The 22,991-nt window shown below is 42.2% G+C and carries 16 protein-coding genes; 11 read left to right on the top strand and 5 right to left on the bottom strand.

From position 1 onward, the window contains the following. Nucleotides 1–156 precede the first annotated feature (156 nt). From NVS78_RS13350 to rsmA, 4 genes are all read right to left on the bottom strand, one after another. Nucleotides 157–1,503, bottom strand: a complete 1,347-nt coding sequence (locus tag NVS78_RS13350; RefSeq protein WP_286359603.1) for a deoxyguanosinetriphosphate triphosphohydrolase — start codon at nucleotides 1,501–1,503, stop codon at nucleotides 157–159. 100 nt (nucleotides 1,504–1,603) lie between these two features. Continuing rightward, a complete protein-coding gene (locus tag NVS78_RS13345; RefSeq protein ID WP_286359602.1) occupies nucleotides 1,604–2,911 on the bottom strand; it encodes an acetyl-CoA hydrolase/transferase family protein in 1,308 nt (435 codons plus the stop codon). 142 nt (nucleotides 2,912–3,053) lie between these two features. After that, nucleotides 3,054–4,421 carry a magnesium transporter gene (mgtE, locus tag NVS78_RS13340; protein WP_286359601.1) on the bottom strand — a complete coding sequence of 456 codons (1,368 nt, stop codon included), beginning with the start codon at nucleotides 4,419–4,421 and terminating at the stop codon, nucleotides 3,054–3,056. Nucleotides 4,422–4,435: 14 nt separating this feature from the next. After that, nucleotides 4,436–5,203: a 16S rRNA (adenine(1518)-N(6)/adenine(1519)-N(6))-dimethyltransferase RsmA gene (gene rsmA, locus NVS78_RS13335; RefSeq protein ID WP_286359600.1), complete on the bottom strand. Its 768-nt coding sequence runs from the start codon at nucleotides 5,201–5,203 to the stop codon at nucleotides 4,436–4,438. 166 nt (nucleotides 5,204–5,369) lie between these two features. Here rsmA and NVS78_RS13330 point away from each other — a divergent pair, with 166 nt between their 5' ends. The 5 genes from NVS78_RS13330 (at nucleotide 5,370) to nifJ (ending at nucleotide 14,075) form a co-directional block, all read left to right on the top strand. Further along, the gene (locus NVS78_RS13330; protein WP_286359599.1) at nucleotides 5,370–6,365 is read left to right on the top strand and encodes a lysylphosphatidylglycerol synthase transmembrane domain-containing protein; all 996 of its coding nucleotides are present in this window, start codon (nucleotides 5,370–5,372) and stop codon (nucleotides 6,363–6,365) included. Between the two features lie 7 nt (nucleotides 6,366–6,372). Continuing rightward, entirely contained in the window at nucleotides 6,373–7,011 is a 639-nt protein-coding gene (rsmG, locus tag NVS78_RS13325) for a 16S rRNA (guanine(527)-N(7))-methyltransferase RsmG (RefSeq protein ID WP_434059162.1), read from the top strand. A gap of 123 nt (nucleotides 7,012–7,134) precedes the next feature. After that, nucleotides 7,135–9,111 (top strand): transcription termination factor Rho, encoded by a 1,977-nt coding sequence (gene rho / locus NVS78_RS13320; protein WP_286359598.1) that lies wholly within the window; start codon nucleotides 7,135–7,137, stop codon nucleotides 9,109–9,111. Nucleotides 9,112–9,237: 126 nt separating this feature from the next. Continuing rightward, the gene (locus tag NVS78_RS13315; protein WP_286359597.1) at nucleotides 9,238–10,413 is read left to right on the top strand and encodes an AAA family ATPase; all 1,176 of its coding nucleotides are present in this window, start codon (nucleotides 9,238–9,240) and stop codon (nucleotides 10,411–10,413) included. A 128-nt stretch (nucleotides 10,414–10,541) separates the two neighbouring features. Continuing rightward, nucleotides 10,542–14,075 carry a pyruvate:ferredoxin (flavodoxin) oxidoreductase gene (gene nifJ / locus NVS78_RS13310; RefSeq protein ID WP_286359596.1) on the top strand — a complete coding sequence of 1,178 codons (3,534 nt, stop codon included), beginning with the start codon at nucleotides 10,542–10,544 and terminating at the stop codon, nucleotides 14,073–14,075. Nucleotides 14,076–14,152: 77 nt separating this feature from the next. On the opposite strand, the gene NVS78_RS13305 is transcribed toward nifJ, so the two are convergent. Next, entirely contained in the window at nucleotides 14,153–14,977 is an 825-nt protein-coding gene (locus NVS78_RS13305) for a tetratricopeptide repeat protein (RefSeq protein WP_286359595.1), read from the bottom strand. 592 nt (nucleotides 14,978–15,569) lie between these two features. Between NVS78_RS13305 and NVS78_RS13300 the strand changes: the two genes are divergently transcribed. From NVS78_RS13300 to NVS78_RS13275, 6 genes are all read left to right on the top strand, one after another. Then, on the top strand, nucleotides 15,570–17,537 hold the full coding sequence (locus tag NVS78_RS13300) for an OPT family oligopeptide transporter (RefSeq protein WP_286359594.1): 1,968 nt from the start codon (nucleotides 15,570–15,572) through the stop codon (nucleotides 17,535–17,537). A 160-nt stretch (nucleotides 17,538–17,697) separates the two neighbouring features. Further along, a complete protein-coding gene (gene pepT, locus NVS78_RS13295; protein ID WP_286359604.1) occupies nucleotides 17,698–18,915 on the top strand; it encodes a peptidase T in 1,218 nt (405 codons plus the stop codon). A gap of 82 nt (nucleotides 18,916–18,997) precedes the next feature. Next, nucleotides 18,998–19,864, top strand: a complete 867-nt coding sequence (locus tag NVS78_RS13290) for an AAA family ATPase (protein ID WP_286359593.1) — start codon at nucleotides 18,998–19,000, stop codon at nucleotides 19,862–19,864. A 9-nt stretch (nucleotides 19,865–19,873) separates the two neighbouring features. Then, complete coding sequence (locus NVS78_RS13285) at nucleotides 19,874–21,661, top strand: vWA domain-containing protein (RefSeq protein ID WP_286359592.1); 1,788 nt, start codon at nucleotides 19,874–19,876, stop codon at nucleotides 21,659–21,661. Between the two features lie 213 nt (nucleotides 21,662–21,874). Beyond that, nucleotides 21,875–22,504, top strand: a complete 630-nt coding sequence (locus NVS78_RS13280; RefSeq protein WP_286359591.1) for a carboxypeptidase regulatory-like domain-containing protein — start codon at nucleotides 21,875–21,877, stop codon at nucleotides 22,502–22,504. 51 nt (nucleotides 22,505–22,555) lie between these two features. Continuing rightward, complete coding sequence (locus tag NVS78_RS13275) at nucleotides 22,556–22,897, top strand: hypothetical protein (RefSeq protein ID WP_286359590.1); 342 nt, start codon at nucleotides 22,556–22,558, stop codon at nucleotides 22,895–22,897. The last annotated feature ends 94 nt before the right edge of the window (nucleotides 22,898–22,991 follow it).

Genomic DNA, 22,991 nt, shown 5'->3' with positions numbered 1-22,991 from the left:
AGAGTAGGTCGATGCCGAATTTAGGGAGAAGCCACGAGAGATCGTGGCTTTTTTTATTGTAGATTGTAGATTTTAGATTGTAAATTGAAAACGGAATTCAATCTACAATTTAAAATCGTCAATCATTTAATCTCTCAATCTCCTAATTTGATGATTTTATCTTATTTCCGGCAAGTCTATACCTTTTATTTTACGGTAAAGATTCAGAGCGTAGGAATCGGTCATGCCCGAGACATAATCGGTTACGGTTTGAATTTTTGTATAAATGCTATCGTCTTGGTGTACTTTGTATTGTTCCGGCATGATGGATAGTATATTTCGGGCATAATAGGTTCCCGGTTTCAGGACAGCATCGATGTATTCTTTAAGGATCGTGGCCAATATTTTGAACCCGGCTATTTGAATTTGAGTCACGATATTGGTATGGTATATGCGCGAATAAGCTAAATCGGTGCAGGCGTCATAAGCTGTTTTATTGATTCCGGAAAGGTGTTGAATCAGAGAACCTTTGAAAGTACCGTTCATAATTGTTTCGTAATTCTCACAAAATACGTTGGCGCAGGCATTGATCAATTTGTTGATGATTCCGGCTCGTAAAAAAGCGATACACTCATTTTTGTCGGTAACTATTTTGAATGTTTTGGCTATCGTTTTCAAATCCTCTTTATCTTCTTCCTTATCGTAGAAATTTAATAATATTTTGGTCGTCTCATCGTAAGATAAAATTTTCAGTTTATGGGAATCTTCGATATCCATAATTTGGTAGCAGATATCATCTGCGGCTTCGACTAAGAAAACTAAAGGATGACGTACGAATTGAAGGGGTTTTTCATTCAGCTGGATTAATCCCAACTCTTCGGCAATTTCCCGGTAAATCTCTTTTTCACTTTGAAAAAAACCGTATTTATGCCCTTTAACGGCCGCTTTGGATTCGAAGGGATATTTGACGATGGAGGCTAACGTGGTATATGTCATGGTGTATCCTCCCGGACGCCGGCCGTTAAAGTTATGGGTTAGTAACCTGAAGGCATTCGCGTTCCCTTCAAAATGACTGATATCCGCCCACTCTTCATCCGTGAGTAATTTTTTTAGGTATTGTCCCTCTCCATCTATGAAAAAGTAAGATATGGCCTCTTCACCGGAGTGGCCGAAAGGGGGATTTCCTAAATCATGGGCCAGGCAAGCCGTACTGACAATCGTTCCGATTTCCTCTAAAATCTCAGGGTTTTCTACGTTCTCTCTTTGCTTTATAAATTGGGCGATTTTGATTCCTAAGGAACGCCCTACACTGGCTACTTCCAGACTATGGGTAAGTCTGTTGTGCACGAATATGTTTCCCGGTAAAGGAAATACCTGGGTTTTATTTTGTAAGCGTCTGAAGGGAGAAGAGAAGATCAAACGATCGTAGTCCCTTTGGAATTGCGAACGATCGTGCGAACGAAATAGGGTGGGGGCACTTCCCGGTTGATACCGTCTGGCAGATATGAGTTTATTCCAATCCATAATAAAAAATTTAAAAAAAATACCTGATCCATTGATCGGTATTATGTACAAAAATAGTAATAAAAAAAGAGGAAGCTAATTTAAGCTTCCTCTTTTCTTTTTATTTTCGGATAAAATGGAAATGACTGCCGAATCGTTCGAAGGCTGCTTTGTCCAACTCTTCCTGATGATCCGGATGTGCGATAGCGATAAGTGCTTTTGCTCTTTGTTGCAGTGTTTTTCCGTATAAATCGGCTGCACCGAATTCCGTTACGATATAATGGACGTCAAAACGGGTGGTTACGACTCCGGCTCCGTTTAATAGGGTCGGGGTAATTTTGCTCACTCCTTTATTGGTAACGGAGGGTAAGGCGATGATGGGTTTACCTCCTTCGCTGGCTGCTGCTCCGCGGATGAAATCCAATTGGCCGCCGCAACCGCTGTAAAATTTGCACCCGATGGAGTCGGCATTCACCTGTCCCGTAATATCGACGGACAGAGCCGAATTAATGGCTGTCATCTTAGGTTGTTGAGCGATGATGAACGGGTCGTTGGTATACCCTACATCCATCATGGCTACGGCCGGGTTATCGTCGATGAAATCATATACTTCTTTGGAACCCATTAAGAAGGTGGATACGATCTTTCCTTTATCGAATTTTTTATTTAAGTTATTGATGACTCCTTTGGCATAGAGAGGCAGTACGCCGTCTGCGAACATTTCGGTGTGAATACCTAAATTTTTATGATTTCCCAATTGAGAAAGCACGGCATTCGGAATAGCTCCGATTCCCATTTGCAAGGTAGCTCCGTCTTCGATTAATGCGGCGCAGTTTTTTCCGATTTTGATATCCTCTTCCGTTAGAGAGGCCGGATGTGCTTCGATTAACGGCGTGTTGTCTTCGCAGAAGACATCGATATCCGATAATTTAATGATAGCGTTACCCCATGCTCTGGGAACATTCGGATTGATGACGGCAATAACCGTTTTCGCGTTTTGTACGGCAGCTAAAGTCGCGTCAACGGAGGTCCCCATAGATACGTATCCGTGTTTATCCGGCGGACACACTTGAATCATAGCTACGTCTATCGGATGAATTCCGCTGCGGATTAATTTTTGTGTTTCACTCAAGTGAACGGGAACATAATCGGCATAACCGGCTTGGGTCGGTTTGCGAACATTGCTTCCCACGAAATAAGATTCGAGAAGGAAAACACCTTCGAATTCGGCTTCGGCATAGGGAGCGCTTCCTTCCGTGTGCAGGTGTTGTATTCTTACACCTTTTAATTCTCCTGCACGACCTCTGTTACAAAGGGCTTGAATCAATCCTTGCGGAGCACAAGCAACACTGTGAATGTGAATTCGGTCACCCGATTTCACTACTTTTACAGCTTCTTCAAATGATACTGTTTTTATTCCTTGATACATAATGATTTATTTTATCTTAACGCCTTATGATTTATAGCAGTTTTTCTTTCTTATCGAGGGCGCAAGTTAGCAACACTCTTTTAATTAAACAATTTTTTCTGTAATTAAAAAAGTGCTTTTGGAAGCTAATGCTAAAGGGGGGTTATAATAGTTCGGCAAGGATTAATTTTCCGATGAAAAGATAGATATTTAATCCGATGATATCATTGGTTAAGGTGATGAAAGGACCGGTAGCCAGAGCCGGGTCAATATTGATTCTATTGAGTAACAGAGGGAAAGCCGTTCCGAATAGCGAAGCAAAAATAATTACCGTAAAGAGAGAAATCGTTACCGTGAGCGGCATGGCGAAAGAGTTCATATTGAAACAAAGGGTGAGGACAAAAATGATGGAAGAACATATGGTAGCGTTGATTAAAGCTCCTCCTATTTCCTTAATAATGTTTTGGAAAATATTTTTTACTCCGAGAGAATTGGAGGCCAAACCTTTTACGACGATGGCCGAAGATTGTATTCCTACATTTCCTCCCATGGCGGTGATAACAGGGATAAACATAGCCGTAGCCGGGAAAAGGGCAATATCCGCCTGGTAGAACGAGATCATATAGGCAGCTAACATTCCTCCGAAAAGACCTATGATTAACCAAGGTAGACGAGCTTTTGTCTGGTCCCATATCGTATCCGAAGATTCCACGTCTTGGGTGATACCGGACATCATATGATAGTCTTTTTCAGCCTCTTCACGAATGACATCCACGACGTCGTCGATCGTAATTCGACCTACCAGTCGTCCGATGGAATCTACGACCGGAATGGCTACCAAATCGTATTTTTGCATGATCCGTCCTACCGATTCCGCGGTCTCGTCCGTGTTAACGAAGATGACGTCAGGGTTATACAGTTTATTTATTTTGGTCGATGTCGGGGATAAGATCATTTTTTTTAATGATAATCTTCCTTTTAGTACGTTGTCATCGTCAACGACATACACGTAGAAAATTTCTCCGATATTTTCGGCTTGTCGACTCAACTCCCTGAGGCAGGTCAATACGGTCCAATTTTCATTGACGGCAACTAACTCTTTTCCCATCAGACCACCGGCGGTATCTTCATCATAGTGCAACAGGTCGACAATATCTCCGGCTTGTTCCAAGTCCTCTATGTGGGAAAGTACTTCGTGTTGTTGTTCATCGGACATGCTTCCTACCAAATCCGCCGCATCATCCGAATCCATATTGTCGATGAAACGTTTAGCGATGATTTCCGGGGGAAAAGATTCGATAAAACGTTTACGTTCGTCCTCTTCCAATTCTGCTAATACGTCACCGGCTAACTCATTATCAAGAAGTAAGAATAAGAATTGAGCCTGTTTATTATCGAGTTCTTCTAAGATTTCGGCGATATCGGCAGGGTGGAGGGTTTCCACTATTTTGGAAGCTCCCTCTTTATCGTTTGCGTTGATGATTTCTTCTAATTTGGCGAGAAACTCGTTGGTCAATTCGAATTGTTGCATGCTTGTCAGGTCTGTTATAAGTTGTTTTCTATGGCTTTACATAGCGTGATGAAGTCTTCTGCGCTAAGTTGTTCGGGTCGCAAATTTAACATATCCGAAGTAAATTCCGGGGGTAAAATCGGTTTTAATGAATTTCGGAGTGTTTTTCTCCTTTGATTAAAACCGGTTTTTACGACGTTGAAAAACAGTTGTTCTTTGCAATCCAATTTTTCCCTTTGGTTACGTGTCAGACGGATAACAGCGGATTTTACTTTGGGAGGAGGATCAAATACCTGTTCATTCACGGTAAAAAGGTATTCTATATGATAAAAAGTTTGTAAAAAAACACTTAGTATCCCATAGGTTTTGTTTCCGTGGGAGGCATTGATCCGATCGGCAACCTCTTTTTGTATCATGCAGACAACCTGAGGAATGTAATCTCTGTTTTCAATAACTCTGAAAAAAATCTGCGACGAGATGTTATAAGGTAAATTTCCTATTATTGAAAAAGGTTCTTTATGAAAAAGAGTGAGATCCATTTTAAGGAAGTCACCGTAAATGATCTGTTTTTTCTGTTGCGGAAAGGCCTCGTGGAGGTAGCTTATGGACTCTTGGTCGATATCGATAGCCAAAACTGAGAATCGGTTATTTTTTAATAAATACTGGGTTAAGACACCCATCCCAGGTCCTATTTCCAACACGTTTGTCGTTAAAGGAAGAAGACTGTCCGTGATCTTTCGAGCGATATTTTGGTCTTTTAGGAAATGTTGTCCTAAATATTTTTTAGCTTTTACAATACCCATCTGTTCCTGTTGTATTAAAAACAATGTGCTTACATTATAACGACTTTCTCCTCCCTAATTTTTCAACTTCCGATTAATAATGTACATTTGCAATCAACTTACAAAATAATCATTTTATTTTGATTTGAGGAAATTATTAAAGTGTGAACTTTACTAAAGTTGATGGATGAAGCCTATATATAAGCAAATAATAAAGTTTTTTGCTTTTTTTGCCGTAACGGTTTTCTTGTTTTGGTTGGTATACCGGGATCAGAATCCGGCGGATTTAATGAAAGTATTGCGTGAAGATGTAAATTATACTTGGGTATGGGTCGGCGTGGTGTTGGGAATTCTTAGTCACGTCAGCCGGGCTATGCGTTGGCAGTTGTTGACTCGGTCCATGGGCTATGAGATCTCTTTCATGAATAGTTTTATGGGTGTTATGATCGGTTATTTTGCCAACTTGGCTATTCCCCGAATGGGAGAGTTCACTCGTTGCGGAGTGGTGGCTAAATATGAACAAGTACCTTTTTCCAAGTTGTTGGGAACGGTCGTCACGGAGCGGGTGTTCGATATGATCATGTTACTATTGTTGACTTTGGTCGTGATTTTATCTCAATTTGGACAAGTCGTACGTTTTTTGGATACGAACGAAGATATAAAGGAAAAGCTGTACGGTTTACTGACATCCGGTTGGATTTGGGCCATCGGTTTTTTATTTGTTATCCTGTTAATGATATTGATTTGGTCGGTTCGAAAAGGCATTTTTTCGGCACGGATACATAAGTTTTTATCTGGATTAAAGGAGGGTATTTTGGCCGTAAAGGGAGTGGATAACAAATGGTTGTTTATAGCGCATACTGTTTTCATTTGGTTGATGTATTTTTTAATGCTGTATGTCTGTTTCTTCTGTTTCAAGTTTACCTCCGGCTTAAATATGCTGGTCGGCCTGACCGTGTTTGTTATTTCCAGTTATGGAATGGTCGCTCCGGTTCAGGGGGGGGTCGGGGCATGGCATTTTATGGTTGTGGCTGCCTTGATGTTGTATCTGCCGAATACTCCCGAAATGGAAAGTCTGGCCAAGACGTTCGCTTTATTGTCTCACGGGGCGATGACCTTATTGTATATCGTAATGGGAGTTTTGTGTATGCTGTACTTGCCTATCTACAATCGGAATCGCTAATTAATTAATGATCAAAGAAACAATGGAATTCATTCAGAAATATTTTGCCGGATTGAGTGACTTGCAAAAAAAACAACTGGAACAATTGGAAGGACTGTACCGGGAATGGAATGAAAAAATAAATGTCATATCCAGAAAAGATATCGGCGAATTGGAAATTCATCATGTATTGCATTCCATGGCCATCGCGAAAGTTATCTCTTTCAAACCGGGTACCCGGGTTATGGATGTCGGTACTGGCGGAGGTTTTCCGGGAATCCCCTTGGCGATTCTTTTTCCGGAAACGGATTTTTTTTTAGTAGATTCGATCGGTAAAAAGATAAAGGTCGTTCGGGAAATCGTGACAGCTTTAGGACTTAAAAACGTAAGAGCGGAACAACTTCGGGTTGAAGAGGTAAAAGAAAAATTTGATTTTATTGTAAGTAGGGCGGTTACGGCATTTCCAACTTTTATGTCCTGGACGCGGAATCGCATTCGAAAAGGAGGAAACAACGAATTGCCGAACGGGATTCTTTATATAAAGGGAGGGGATTTTGACGAGGAGATAAAACCGTATAGAGATAAGGTCCGTGTATATGGTATTCCGGATTTTTTTGAAGAAGAGTTTTTTGCAACCAAAAAAATAATTTATATGCCGTTGCTTTAAATTATTTCTTAACAATTTGGGAATAAAGATAATTCTTTCTAATTTTGTGCAGATTATACTTTCCACCTGGTTCATGCCGGGTGACTTAACTTACTTAATGATAATTATCCATAACGTAATTATATGTACGATATTTTAGAACTGAATGAAAAATTACTTTCAGATTTGCGTCAAATTGCAAAAGATCTGAATGTTAAAAGGGTTGAATCCTATAAAAAGAAAGAGCTGATATATAAGATTTTGGATCAGCAGGCTATGGTGGCTACAGAAGAAACTACTCCTGTTGAACCGAAAGAAAAGAAGCCCAGGGTGCGGGTTATACGGGGAGGGGTGCAGAAAGTGGGAGATTCCAATGGAGGAATGAAAAGGTTTAATAAGAAGGATAACAAATCCCAGACCCTACCTACAAAAGAGGAACCAAAAGAAGAACCTGTGGCGGTAGAAGCGGAGAAGAAGGAAGAACCCCGGGTTATTAATGTTATCCATAGTGATATTTTGGATAAGGATATAGTTCTGAATCGTACGGAGAACGGTATAGTTGTCGAGAATAAAAAAGAGGAAGTTGAAGAGACGGCTCCTGAGGAGAAGAAAATAGAAAATAGTCAGGAAAACAAACGGGGAAACAAGCCTAATCGTAAGTTTATGGATCGCCGGAATAAAAAGCCGGAAAATAATGAACAGTCGATAAGTCCGGAGCCCGCTATACCGGAGGAGAAGGAAGAAGAAAAGAGTAAAGAAAATTTTCCGGCAAAACAGGATCGGATGTCTAAATTTGTAAAGAAGGCTAAACGTTACGAGAAAGATAATGAAGCCTTACAGCAAGTTGTTGAGGACGATATCGTATTGGATGAGCCGGATGTTGATATTTTGCCCGAATTGGTACAGGAACCCGTGCTTGAAAGTCCGCTGGCGGAGTCGGAAGAGAAGCGTGAGAATACGAATAAGATGCGGTTCGACAAAAGAGATAAATATTATGAGTTTGAGGGTATTATTTTAAATTCCGGCGTGTTGGAGATTATGCCTGACGGTTACGGTTTTTTACGCTCATCGGATTATAATTACCTGAACTCGCCGGATGATATATACGTGTCACAGAGCCAAATTAAGCTTTTCGGTCTCTCTACCGGTGATACGGTTGAAGGAACGGTGCGGCCGCCCAAAGAGGGAGAAAAATATTTCCCCTTGATAAAAGTGGAAAAGATCAACGGGAAGTCTCCGGAAGCTGTCCGGGATCGTATTCCGTTTGATCATCTTACCCCTCTTTTCCCGAATGAAAAATTCAATTTGACCGGAAACGGACGTGCGACCATTTCAACCCGGGTGGTAGATATGTTTGCTCCTATCGGTAAAGGACAACGCGGATTGATCGTTGCTCAACCAAAGACCGGTAAAACCATGTTGTTGAAGGAAATTGCCAATGCCATTTCTGCTAATCATCCGGAGGTTTATTTGATCATACTGTTGATAGACGAGCGCCCGGAAGAGGTTACGGATATGGCCCGGAATGTAAATGCAGAGGTTATCTCCTCTACGTTCGACGAACCGGCGGAACGCCACGTGAAGGTCGCTAATATCGTTTTAGAGAAGGCGAAACGTATGGTGGAATGCGGTCATGATGTGGTGATTCTTTTGGATTCCATTACTCGTTTGGCCCGCGCCTATAATACCGTATCTCCTGCTTCCGGTAAGGTTCTTTCCGGCGGTGTGGATGCAAACGCGTTACATAAGCCGAAACGTTTCTTCGGAGCGGCCCGGAATATTGAAGATGGAGGATCGTTGACGATTTTGGCCACCGCGTTGACGGAGACCGGATCGAAAATGGATGATGTGATTTTTGAAGAGTTTAAAGGAACGGGTAACATGGAGTTGCAATTGGATCGCAAATTATCCAATCGTCGTATTTATCCGGCTGTGGATATTACGGCTTCCAGTACGCGTCGTGACGATCTTTTGTTGGGTGATTACACGTTGAATCGAATTTGGATATTACGTAATTATTTGACGGATATGAACTCCGTTGAAGCTATGCAATTTGTAAAAGATCGTTTGGAAAAAACGAAATCCAATGAGGAATTTCTGATTTCTATGAATGATAAGTGATTCAGATGACTTATAAGATAAAAAAGCGGGTTAAAATGATCTTTAACCCGCTTTTTCTATGTTTTGTAACATGTAGATTACAAAATGCATCTTTTTTTACTATATTTGCATTGCAAAAAAAGAGAGATGGAGAGTTTACGTATTACACACGATATTCTATTGAAGGAGAGGACTTCTACTATCCGTCGGGGATTGCTGGATGTAATAGATTGTCGTGCCCGTCTGATTGCTATAAAGGGGAGCCGCGGGGTGGGGAAAACAAATTTTCTTCTGGCTTTTTGCAAAGAATATTATGAGGATGATCCATCGTGTCTTTACGTGAATATCAATAATCTTTTTTTTGCGACGGAGGGGTTGTTCCATTTTGTGGAGCGTTTCTATAAATTGGGGGGAAAGGTATTGCTACTGGATCAAGTTCATAAATATCCCAATTGGGATAAAGAGTTGAGGGAAGCTTACGATCATTTTCCAGAATTGCGGATTGTTTTTACGGCCTCTTCCATCGTGAGGATTAAATCCAACAAATACCTGCACGGAATTGTGGAGATGTATAACCTGAGCGGGCTGTCTTTTCGGGAATTTCTGGAGTTGGAGACGGGACATAAATTTCCGGTATTTGCTTTTGAGGAGATATTGGAGCATCACGAGGAGATTGTAGACCGTATTTTAGACCGCGTGCGTCCTTTGGCCCATTTCGGGAATTATTTGAAATACGGCTATTATCCCATCTATTTGGAAGAGAAATCACATATCGATTATTTATTAAAGAATATAAACTTAACGTTAGAGTTTGATATTCCGTATAATAACCAGATAGAATTGAAATATTTGACCAAATTGAAGCAATTGCTTTATATTGTGGCAAATGATAATAACAATGTAAATATCAGTAAACTGAGCCACGAAATCGGAGTATCGAGGGCCACGGTACTCAATTATTTGCATTATATGAAAAATGCCCGTTTACTGACTTTGTTGTTTGACAAGGAAAGTGATGATGAGAACGGCTTGAAGCCTAATCAGGTATATCTTCATAATCCCAATTTATTGAATGCCGTATGTTTGGATAATACGGATGCCGCTACGGTCAGAAAAACGTTTTTAGTTAGTCAGTTATGCCCTGTAGCCAGCTTGAATTATTCGGAAAATGCGGATTTTCTGGTAAACGGACGCTATGCTATTCTCGTGAGACAAGAGGGAGATAAAAGGCGAATAAAGGATAATTTAATAATAATGACGGATATGATAGAACGAGGGAAGAAAAATATTGTACCTTTATGGCTTACTGGTTTTGTATATTGATAATTAAATAAATAGTATAATATAGTTGAGAATAAGATCACATGCTGGACGGAGAGGGCTTCGGTATTTTTCAGGTGTTGAATCGTGTTTTCAGAGGAATGAATGATTGTTAGTTAATGTTTAAAAAAATGGCAAAAGAAAAGAAATTTATTACTTGTGACGGTAACGCTGCTGCTGCGCATATAGCCTATATGTTCAGTGAAGTATCGTGTATTTATCCGATCACTCCTTCGTCTCCGATGGCTGAATACGTTGACGAATGGGCTGCTAAAGGAAGAAAAAATATGTTTGGCGAAACTGTTCGCCTGGTTGAAATGCAATCAGAGGCGGGTGCTGCCGGAGCCGTTCATGGTTCTTTGCAAGCCGGTGCTTTGACAACCACGTATACAGCATCGCAAGGTTTATTGCTGATGATTCCGAATATGTATAAGATTGCGGGAGAGCTGTTACCATGCGTTTTCCACGTGAGTGCCCGTGCTTTAGCGGCTCATGCTCTTTCTATTTTTGGAGATCACGCGGATGTTTACGCTGCTCGTCAGGCCGGTTTTGCTATGTTGGCTTCCGGTTCCGTTCAGGAAGTGATGGACCTTTCAGCTGTTTCTCACCTGACTGCTATAAAATCGAGAGTACCTTTCTTAAATTTTTTCGACGGATTCCGTACGTCTCACGAGATACAGAAGATAGAAGAGATTGATATGGAAGATCTGCGCGGATTAGTGGATATGAAGGCGTTGCAGGAGTTCCGCGATAGAGCTCAAAGTTCTGAGAATCCGGTGACGAAGGGTACGGCTCAGAACCCGGATATCTATTTCCAGGCAAGAGAGGCTGCCAATCGTTTTTACGATGCGGTTCCTGATATCGTGGCTGAATACATGAAAGAGATGTCTAAGCTCACGGGACGTACGTATCGTCCGTTTGATTACTATGGTGCGAACGATGCCGAGAATATCATCATAGCTATGGGGTCGGTGACCGAGACCATCCGGGAGGTAATCGACTATAAGATGGCTCAGGGAGAAAAGGTCGGAATGATAGCAGTACACCTGTACCGTCCGTTCTCTGCTAAATATTTTATGGACGTCATGCCGGCATCTGTAAGAAGAATTGCCGTACTTGATCGTACAAAAGAGCCGGGAGCAAACGGAGATCCGTTGTATTTGGATGTGAAAGAGATCTTCTACGGCAAAGAGAATGCTCCGGTTATCGTGGGTGGACGTTACGGTTTGGGTTCCAAAGACGTAACTCCCGCGCAGATTATCGCCGTATACAAGAATTTGGCAATGAATGAGCCTAAGGATAAATTTACAATCGGAATCGTAGATGATGTTACTTTCCACTCTCTTCCCGTAGAACCGGAAGTAAAAGTAACTTCTGCCGGAACCTATGAGGCTAAGTTTTACGGTTTAGGCTCGGACGGTACGGTGGGTGCCAATAAGAATTCGATTAAGATTATCGGTAGTGCTACCAATAAATATTGTCAAGCTTATTTCGCTTATGACTCTAAAAAATCGGGAGGTTTTACCGCTTCTCACCTTCGTTTCGGTGATGAGCCGATCCGTTCTACTTATTTAGTAACGACTCCTGACTTTGTGGCTTGTCACGTTCCGGCTTACGTTCATATGTATGACGTATTGAAAGGATTGAAGAAGGGGGGCTCTTTCTTGTTGAACTCTATCTGGGATGAAAAAGAGGTCGGGAATCATCTTCCGAATGCCATGAAGCGTTATTTAGCCCAGAATGAGATTAATTTTTATATTATTAACGGTACGAAATTGGGGCAGCAATTAGGTTTGGGCAATCGTACGAATACGATTATGCAGGCTGCTTTCTTTAAAATTACGAACGTGATTCCGTATGAATTGGCCGTGAGTGAAATGAAAAAAGCCATCGATAAGTCATACGGCAAGAAAGGAGAAGCTATCGTAAAAATGAATTACGCGGCAGTGGATGCCGGTGGTGAGCATGTCGTTAAGGTAGAAATTCCTGCCGATTGGAAAAACTTGCAAGATGAAGTTGTAGCTCCCGATCCGAATCGTCCTGAATTTATCCGTAAGGTGGTAGACGTGATGAATGCTCAAGCTGGAGATGATCTTCCGGTAAGTGCGTTTACGGGACGCGAGGATGGAACTTTTCCTGCCGGGACTTCCCGTTATGAAAAACGGGGAATTGCAATTAATGTACCGGAATGGCAAGTAAATAACTGTATACAATGTAATCAGTGTGCTTATGTTTGTCCTCATGCTGCCATTCGCCCGTTCTTGATGACGGAAGCGGAGTTAGCTGCGGCTCCTGCCGGAACGGCCTCCAAGCCGGCTATCGGTAAGGAGTTGGCCGGTCTTCAATTCAAGATTCAGGTATCTCCGTTGGATTGTACGGGTTGTGGAAACTGCGCCGACGTGTGTCCGGCAAAAGAGAAAGCGCTCGTTATGAAGCCGCTTGAATCGCAGGAAGCTGAAATTGCTCGTTTCAAATATATGGATGAAAAGGTCGGTTACAAACGCCTGGTGGAACCGAACAATGTAAAAAATTCTCAATTCCAACAACCGTTGTTTGAGTTCTCCGGTGCTTGTGCCGGTTGCGGTGAGACCCCGTATATTAAATTGATTACCCAACTATTCGGAGAGAGAATGATGGTAGCTAATGCAACCGGATGTTCTTCTATTTACGGAGGTTCTGCTCCTTCCACTCCCTATTGTAAAAATAATGTGACCGGTCGCGGTCCGGCTTGGGCGAACTCCTTGTTTGAGGATAATGCCGAATACGGATTCGGTATGGCAGAGGGTGCTAATCGTTTGCGCGAACGTGTCAAGAGACTGATTGAAGAGCATATGAATCAATTCTCTGCTGAGACTCAGGCTGCCGCACAAGAGTGGATTACCGCTTATGAAGACGGGGATAAGACGTTGGCGACGAGCGATAAATTATCAGCTGCAATGTCGAAAGAAACATCGGCTGTTGCCAAGGAGATCATGGCGTTGAAACCCTATTTCCCGAAAAAGTCACAATGGATTTTCGGTGGTGACGGTTGGGCATATGATATCGGTTACGGTGGATTGGATCACGTGTTAGCCAGCGGGCAGAACGTGAATGTGCTGGTTGTGGATACGGAGGTATATTCCAATACCGGCGGTCAATCTTCTAAATCGACGCCTGTCGGTGCCGTGGCGAAATTTGCCGCAAGCGGGAAACGGATCCGGAAAAAAGATTTGGGTATGATGGCTGCTTCATACGGTTACGTGTACGTGGCACAGGTTGCCATGGGAGCAAATCAGGCTCAGTATTTGAAAGCGTTGAAAGAAGCTGAGGCTTATCCCGGACCTTCTCTGATTATTGCTTACGCGCCTTGTATTAATCACGGGTTGAAAGCAAGTATGGGTAAATCTCAGGCCGAGGAGAAGAAAGCCGTGGAATGCGGTTATTGGCAATTGTACCGTTATAACCCGATGTTGGAAGAAGAAGGTAAGAATCCCTTCCAGTTGGATTCGAAAGAACCGGATTATTCCAAATTCAGAGAGTTCTTAATGGGCGAAGTTCGTTACAACTCCTTGATTAAGGCGGCTCCGGAAGATGCGGAACGTTTGTTCGAAATGACAGAACGGGATGCTAAATGGAGGTATGAAGGCTATAAACGTCGTGCTGAAATGAAGTACGGTAACGAATAATATTCACGATAAAAGAAATGGCGCTGTTCAATTTTTGGGCAGCGCTATTTTTATCATTTTAACCGTGAAACTGCCTTTTAATTTTTGCAATTGGCATTCAGCAGTGCAATGCTCTCTTCGTTTAATTGATCGATAGGAAAACCTAATTTTTGAGCTTGGGTATAATCTTTACATGCTTTTTCCCTGTCTCCTATCTCTAAGAATATTTGAGCTCTTGTGATGTAGGCTGCCGCGTAGCTCGGCTTTATTTTCAGGGCTTTGTTTATATTTTGTAAGGCTTTATCGGGAAGCCCCTGTTTTAATAAGGAGAAAGCCCAGCTGTTCAGAATGATGGTTTCATCCGGGTATTTTTGTATTAGTTTCTCCAGAATGGTATGGGCCTCTTTTTCTCTTTTCAAGTTAATCAATAGTTTCGCCCTGTTTGCTTGTATGATGAAATCGTCCGGATCTTTTTCCAGGTAAGTATCAAAATCCGAAAGTACTTTATTCCATTGTTTCTGTTGAATGTAAATCCGGATTCTCTTCATCAGTAAATCATTGTCATCCGGGTATTTTTTTAACATCAGGTTATAATCTTTGAGCGCTTCTCGGTATTGCCGTGATTGAAAATAACAGTATCCTCTTCTGAAATAATATATATCCTTTGGTTCCAGATCGATGATTCTGGAATATAGTTCTGCGGCTTCTTCGAAACGGTTTTGGTTTTCCCGGATAAATCCTTTGTTGTAGATAGCTTTTATGTTTTTAGGATTAATCTTCAGTGCTTTATCGAATAGGGTTATTGCCCGCGAAAAGTTACCTTTATGGGCTTGTTCGATGCCCGATTGAGTTAATTCAACGTCTTTTTGGCCGTAAACCGAAAAGAATGAAAACATAAAGAGAATCATACATAGATTTCTCATGTGGTTAAGATGTATTAGAGTTAATAGTCGTATAAAATTATAAAAAATATGGAGTTTGTCAAAATATTTTTATTTATATTTATGATATTTATTATTTGAATCTCTTTTTTAACAAGGAACCTTCTTCTTTTGAATAGAATAATAGGTGAATAGATAAAGTGATTCATTTTTAGATGTTTATTCTTGTATTGAAAGACTGGGAAGAGTTGTTACTGTTTTTACGGATTGTTTTTGCGCGGGTGTTTCTATGCGGTTCTGGGAGTTTGGGATTGCTGTTATTTTTTAATATCTGTTTGTATAAAATAATAGAATGCATGTTCCAATGTAGGTGTTTCGGAAAGCCGGGAAACATAAGAAGGGGTTTGTGGGTGAATGAATGATCGATGAGTTTGAAACATAAGATAAACGATATCAGATATTTGTATCTTCAATTAAAAAATCGTAATCATACTCTTGCAAAAAACGAGGACCGCGTGAGGATCGATTTGTTAAAATAGTTGCATCGGGAGAGAAAGGTTGTTTCGGTTCCTATTTTTTGGTTAAAATAATTATCTTTGGGGGCAGAATAAATAAATCACTTACTATAAAAACGATGGATCAAGAAAACAAACAACCTAATTCGCTTCCCGAAAATGCCTATCGGGAGCTTGCGCCGGGTGAAGAATACAAACCTATGATGTCGGCAAAGTCGAAACCTCAGGAGGTTACAGTCTATTCGGTGACATTCGGTATCATTATGGCAATTGTCTTTTCGGCCGCTGCCGCTTATTTGGGACTAAAGGTAGGACAGGTATTTGAAGCAGCTATTCCGATCGCTATCATTGCGGTAGGGGTCGGTAATGTCTTAGGGCGTAAAAACATGTTGGGACAGAATGTCATTATCCAATCGATCGGGGCAAGTTCCGGGGTTATTGTCGCGGGAGCTATATTTACTTTACCTGCTCTTTATATTTTGGGATTGGATGCACATTTTTATCAGATTTTCCTATCTTCCCTGTTCGGAGGATTGCTGGGTATTATGTTGTTGATCCCTTTCCGGAAATATTTCGTAAAGGATATGCATGGCAAGTATCCCTTCCCTGAGGCTACGGCTACGACGGAGGTTTTGGTTTCGGGAGAGAAAAAAGGCAATCAGGCTAAACTGTTGGCTGTTAGCGGACTTATCGGCGGATTGTATGATTTTATCGTGAGTACTTTTGGTTGGTGGTCGGAAGGGATCTCTACCCGGATTATGGGTTGGGGAGAGTTGTTGGCTGATAAGATGAAAGTCGTGTTAAAGATTAACACGGGAGCCGCGGTATTGGGACTCGGTTATATCGTGGGATTGAAATACGCTGCTTTTATTTGCGCGGGTTCTTTTACGGTATGGTTCGTTTTGATTCCTTTTATCAGTTATTTTGCCGACGGACAGACTCTGGCCGTGGGAGAAAATATTACGATGTTGATCGGTCAGATGAGCCCGGAACAGCTATTCTCCAATTATGCCCGTCACATCGGTATCGGAGGCATCGCGATGGCAGGTATTATCGGGATCATTCGTTCATCCGGTATCATAAAACAAGCTTTGGGATTGGCCGTGAGTGAGTTGAAAGGGAAAAAGGACGCGGGGGAGACAACGGAGCGTACCCAGAGAGACCTTCCGATGAAGACGATCTTGTCCGGTTTGATTGCCACATTGATCGCTATATTCGTATTTTTCCAGATCGGGGTGTTGGGAAATATGTTTCATACGATTATTGCCACTTTAATCGTGTTTGTGATCGCTTTCCTCTTTACCACGGTGGCTGCTAACGCGATTGCTATCGTGGGGTCTAATCCGGTTTCGGGTATGACGTTGATGACCCTTATTCTCAGCTCTTTGGTATTGGTCAGTGCGGGGTTGAGCGGAACCAGCGGAATGACGGCCGCTATGATTATCGGAGGAGTCGTCTGTACGGCCTTATCTATGGCCGGAGGTTTTATTACGGATTTGAAAATCGGTTATTGGTTGGGAACTACACCCGCTAAACAGGAGGGATGGAAGTTCTTGGGAACGGCCGTGTCGGCAGCTACTATCGCCGGAGTCATGATGGTGCTGAACAAGACTTACGGTTTCGTGGGAGACGGTGCTTTGGTGGCACCGCAGGCTAATGCTATGGCTGCCGTGATTAAACCTCTGATGGAGGGTGGTGCAACTCCCTGGCTGCTTTATTTTGCCGGAGCCGCGTTGGCTTTGATCTTGACGATGATCGGAGTTCCTGCCTTGGCCTTTGCCTTGGGAATGTTTATTCCGTTGGATTTGAATACGCCTTTGTTGATCGGAGGGTTGATCAGTTGGTATGTCGGTTCCCGTAGTAAAGATGAACAGGTAAATAAATCCCGCCGGGAGCGGGGGACATTGATTGCTTCCGGATTTATCGCGGGAGGAGCCTTGATGGGTGTGATCAGCGCCATATTGAAGTATTGCGGTGCGGATTGGTTCGTGGAGTGGAGCGGTGCTGAAATTTTAGCCGTAGTGATGTATATCGCGATCATCATTTATTTTATTAAAGATTCGTTGAGAGCTAAGCTGACGGATTGAATGATTGGGAGATTGAGTGATTGAGTGATTCAGTGATTGGGTGATTCAGTGATTGGGTGATTGGGTGATTCGGGGATTAGAAGATTGTGTGATTGGGGTGCGATTGCGAGAATTATTTCGTTTGGAATGATAATATAAAATAATAAATTAAATCGATATGTTGGATTTAAAAGAGCGTTTTTTAAGATATGTCGCTTTCGACACTCAAAGTGATGAGAACAGCGAGACTTTTCCTTCAACGGAAAAGCAATTGGTATTGTTGAAGCATTTGACGGAGGAGATGAAGAGTTTAGGATTAGTGGAGGTAGAAATGGATGAGCACGGGTATGCTATGGGATCTATTCCGGCGACACCCGGTTATGAAGATCGTCCGGTAATCGGTTTCATCTCTCATGTGGATACCAGCCCGGATATGAGCGGGGCTCGTATAAAACCGCAAATTATCGAGAATTACGATGGAAAAGACATAAGGTTGAATGCCGACTTGACGATGAGAATAGTCGATTTTCCGGAATTGGCTTATTTTAAAGGTCATACGTTGATAACAACGGATGGAACGACCCTATTGGGAGCCGACGATAAGGCCGGAGTGGCTGAAATCATGACGGCGGCCGAATATCTGATTAATCATCCTGACGTGCCGCACGGAAAGATTCGTATAGGGTTTACCCCGGATGAGGAGATAGGCCGTGGGGTTGATTTCTTTAATGTCGAGAGATTCGGGGCTAAGTTTGCCTATACGATCGACGGAGGTTTCGAGGGCGAATTGGAGTACGAGAATTTCAATGCGGCCAGTGCCAAGATGGTTATTCAGGGACGTAATGTTCATCCGGGATACGCGAAAGACAAAATGATCAATGCTTTGCAGGTGGCGGCAGATATAAACAGTTTGCTTCCGGCTTGGGAGCGTCCGGAACATACGGATGGATACGAGGGTTTTTATCATCTGGTAGGGTTGGGTGGTTCGGTGGAAAATGCTACCATCGATTATATTATCCGAGATCATAACCGGGAAAAGTTTGAGGCTAAGAAGCGATATATAAGTAAGGTGGTCGAGTTGCTGACCCGAAAATACGGGGAAGGGGTAATTACTTTGACACTCAAGGATCAATACTATAATATGCGTGAGATGGTAGAACCGCATCCGGAGGTGATCGACAAGGCTTTTCAAGCGATGAAGCATGCCGGGGTGACTCCTGTCGTGCGTCCGATACGCGGGGGGACCGATGGAGCGCGTCTCTCGTACATGGGATTACCTTGTCCGAATTTGTTTACTGGAGGTATGAATTTCCACGGGAAATTCGAGTATTGCTCTTTGGATACGATGCATAAAGCCATGCAGACCATTTTGAATCTGATTCAGCTTTGGGCAAAGTAAAAAATAAGATTTATCGGAGAACGGGGCTGCTTTTTTCAGGTAGCCTCGTTTTTTATGGTTAGATTTGTAAGGTAAAATAACCATGAAAATAGGGGAAAAAATGACGGAAAAAACACGTGTGCCGAGGCAAACCAACATGATATTGTTTTCTCCTCCGAAACATTCGGAAGAACTGTATATTCCTTTAGAGACGTGGGAATTTCTGTGTCACACGTTGTATTTGAAGAAATATCCCTTTTTATTAGGCCCCAAAGGATGTGGAAAGTCATCGGTCGCTAAGGAACTGGCCGAAGCTACCGGGATGGATTTCTTTGCTTTCGACATGGGGCAAGCCTTTAAACCTAAGAAGATGTTTGTCGGGGGATTGATTATCGGAGATGACGGAAAAACAAAAGCTGTTCGTTCCGAATTTTTTAAAGCTTTTACCTCTTCCCGGCCGACGTTGATATTTTTGGATGAGCTGACGCGGATCCCGATGGTGGCTGCCAATTTTTTAATGACAATATTGGATAGGCAGCAGTCTTATATTTATGATGAGGATTCGGGTATGCGGTACGATAAAGGAGAGGATGTTTTGTTTGTGGCGGCTGGAAACGTGGGGTTTGCCTACGTGTCGACTCAACGGTTGGATACGGCTTTTGAAGATCGGTTTATCAAGGTTCGGCTCGATTACCTGTCTCCGGTAGAAGAAGCAGACCTGATTTTGGATCGTTATCCCCAAGTGTCCAAAGAGGCGGCCGGAGCATTGACTAAGGTGGCGGAAATATTGCGGTTGGCGGAACGGAGGGAGACCCTCTCCGTTTCCCTGTCTACCCGTCAGGTATTGGATGCGGCGGCTTATCTGCCTTTGGGGTACCGGTTGAATGAAATCATAGAAAAAGTCATCTTGACGAATTATCTCATTACCGGGGAAGAGACATTGGCCCGCTCCCTGGTTCAAGCCTTATAACGGTTGCTGATGGATTTTCGAAAAATAGAGGAAATATACGAGGAGCAATTCATGGATCGGGATTGGTGGGGAGACTTCCCGCGGGCCCGGAATCTGGTCGACCGGAATCTCGGTACGACCGATATATTGGCCTTGGTTCCCGTTTGTGCCCGGATCGCGTATCATGTTACCGGAGAGATTCCTAAAATGATCTTATCCAATAAAGCTCCGGGGCTGGCAATGAATCCTATGCAGATCGCATTGAATCTGAAATTGTTGCGTTTGGCTTTTTCCGATGAGATAAGAGTATATTCGTTTTTCGGTCATTTCGTGCATGAAATGGCGCATATGGTATATACCGGGAAGGAGATCGTTCATTTGGATTCGAAAAAATGGAGATATACCCGTTTACAATATGAATTGATTCATATGCTGGAAGACCGTCGGGTGGAATCTAAATTAGTCAGGGATTTTCCGGGATATCATTTTTATCTTTATGCAGCCCGTCGTTTGGATATGGCCGTGGGGATAAATGCCATAGAAGAGCAAGTCGGTTTTTACGGCGGTCCGGGGGAGGATAACGAAAGTAACGGGTTGGACGGATCCGAGGCTCTTTTGGATTATATATGTTCTAAAATATTGTATCCGAATATTCTGGAGTTCGGTTCTTATCGGCGTGAGGTGTTGTCCTTCCCGGCAAATAGACAGAAGGTGAAGGAGGTGGATTCGGTATTGAACGAAATAAAGGAATACGCCGATTTGACGTACGCTGATGTCGAGAAATACGCGGGAGAATTGGCCCGGTTGTTTCGGCAGGAAGATTTTTGTCCCGATAACTTTTGTTTGCAGGAGATGAAAAACGTACTCAGGGGTGTAGAAGATTTTAGAACGGACCGACAAATCAAAATGGCGGAGTCTGTCATTCGGGATATGCGGAAAACCTTAAATTCGGAACCTCTATTTAGTAATCGGTCTTTTGTCTCTTCTGAACGTTCCAAATTGGAATGGAAAGGAAATTTGGGTTGTTGTGACCGGATAGAGGAGGTGGAAGCGGAAGATGCCCAAATTTCGGAAGTCTTACTGAATCGGGCTAAGGAATTTGCGGCTCGGATACGGTTGAGTCTCTCCATGTTCTCGGCTAAAATGGATCGGGTCCGAACCGTTTACGAACAGGATTCCGGTGAATTGGACGAGGACGAATTGTATCAGGTGCGTTATAATCGTTATATTTTTCAAGAAGAAGAGTATGCTTCTTCGGTCATACTGGAAGTCGTCATTCTGCTCGATTTGTCCGGTTCTATGGTAACGGGAGATAAAATCGAAATGCAGACGGTTATTTCATTGGCTCTCGCTTTGGCCTTCAGCAAATATCCCAACCTCGTTCGTTTCTCTATCTATGGTCACCGTTGTGATACGGAGAAGATAGAGATTGTGCGTTTTTACGAGAACGGAGAAAAATTGCAGTGGGGAAAATTGTTTTCACAGTCAGCCTTAAATGCCAATGCCGACGGTTATGCTATGCTCTATTGCTTTGATAAATTTAAGTCTGATGCAAAAAACAAATTGTTTTTTATGATTTCCGACGGAGCCCCTTCTGCCACGGGGTATGACGGGGAGAATGCCCGGGAACACGTGTGGGAAGTGGTTCGGGAAGGACGTAGACGGGGCATTGAAGTACTCTCCGTCGGCATCGATAATTTTGATCAGGCGGATATGTACGACGAGTTTATCCCTTTCTCCGGGGCCGAAATTACAACTCATCTCTCTCGGTGGATCCGGAAAAAGTTTTCTTCCATAGCAGATGCTAACTCTTTTTAGATGAATTTTTTTGTATTTTTATTAATATATCTCTATTGTAAAATATTGTTTTGTTTTTATTTGTGATTATTTTTATATTTGTAAAAAATATGTTATAAATTAAGTAGAATATAGTCTTATGGGGTAAATTCCGAGTAATTGTTTTTTCTCGTAAATCTCCTTTTTGAAAAAACAAGGAGACGGGAATCTATGTATTAATTTAAAATTTTCGTGATGAATGAAAGTGTTTACAGGCTGATAGGAATGGCATGTATCCTTTTATCCGTGAGTTGTGGAAGTCGTGAAGCCACATACGAAGGATACGTGAAAGATGCCGAAACAGGAGATCCTTTGGCTGATGTGAAGGTGTATACCTTTGATCCTGAAAGTAAAAAAAAGGAATCGGTACAAACAGATACGAGCGGGTTTTATCGGTTACCTGTTCTAAAATTAAAAAAATCTGCGGAGATTCGCTATTCTATTGTAGGGTATAAACGAAAATCACAAGAGATAGACACGATAAAAAGGGGGATGAAACGAGGGAAGGGGAGAATCGTTTTGCCTGATGTTTTATTAAATATGGATACGGTGAAACAGGTTATTTACCGGGGAAAGGTAAAAGATGCCGAAACCGGAGAACCGCTTTCCGGAGTAGGCGTAACTTGCATGAACATACGCGTCTCAACCACTTCGACGTGCGGGAACTACCTGGTCTCTTTTGTCGGCGGTAATAAAAGACAAAAAATGGTTTTTACCAAATCGGGATATGCCAAGGTTTCCATTGATACGGTTTTGCAATCGTTGGGTCGTATTATGAACGCTCCGGATCTTTTAATGCAAAAAGAGGCTTCTCATAAAGAATGAAAACACATTCTTTTGAGAGATATTTTATTATTAATTTTTAAGACAAATGTTATGAAAAAGATGATATTTTACGTGATTATGCTCTCTTTTTTTATTGTGGAAACTGGATTTGTAGTCGGTTCTAAGTATTATGATGGCGTTGTATCTGGTATTGTTTATGATGATGACGAATTGGAACCCTTGGAGGATGTTCGAGTCGTTTATAATGATCTCGTCGTGGACCTCACGGAGGTAGATGGATATTATAGTCTTACATTTGAAGGTTTATTGGAGGAAGAGGTGAAGTATTACGATGTGAAATTTTCAAAAGATAATTATCAGGAATTAATAGAGTCTTTAAAAGTAACAGGAAGAAGATTCGAGAATAAAGATGTATATATGTGGAGGGAATAACCGTCAGAAATGGATTTGTAAAAGGGGAATGAATAAAGAGAGATAGGTTCTTTTTTGTTTATTCCCTGTGAGTGTTTTTAATTTTTTGTCAGAA

The sequence above is a fragment of the Gabonibacter chumensis genome, from assembly GCF_024741215.1.
In the GTDB taxonomy this organism is placed as follows: Bacteria; Bacteroidota; Bacteroidia; order Bacteroidales; family Marinifilaceae; genus Gabonibacter; species Gabonibacter massiliensis.
Note: the sequence above shows the minus strand (reverse complement) of the source record. Positions and strands in the feature narration are given on the sequence as shown.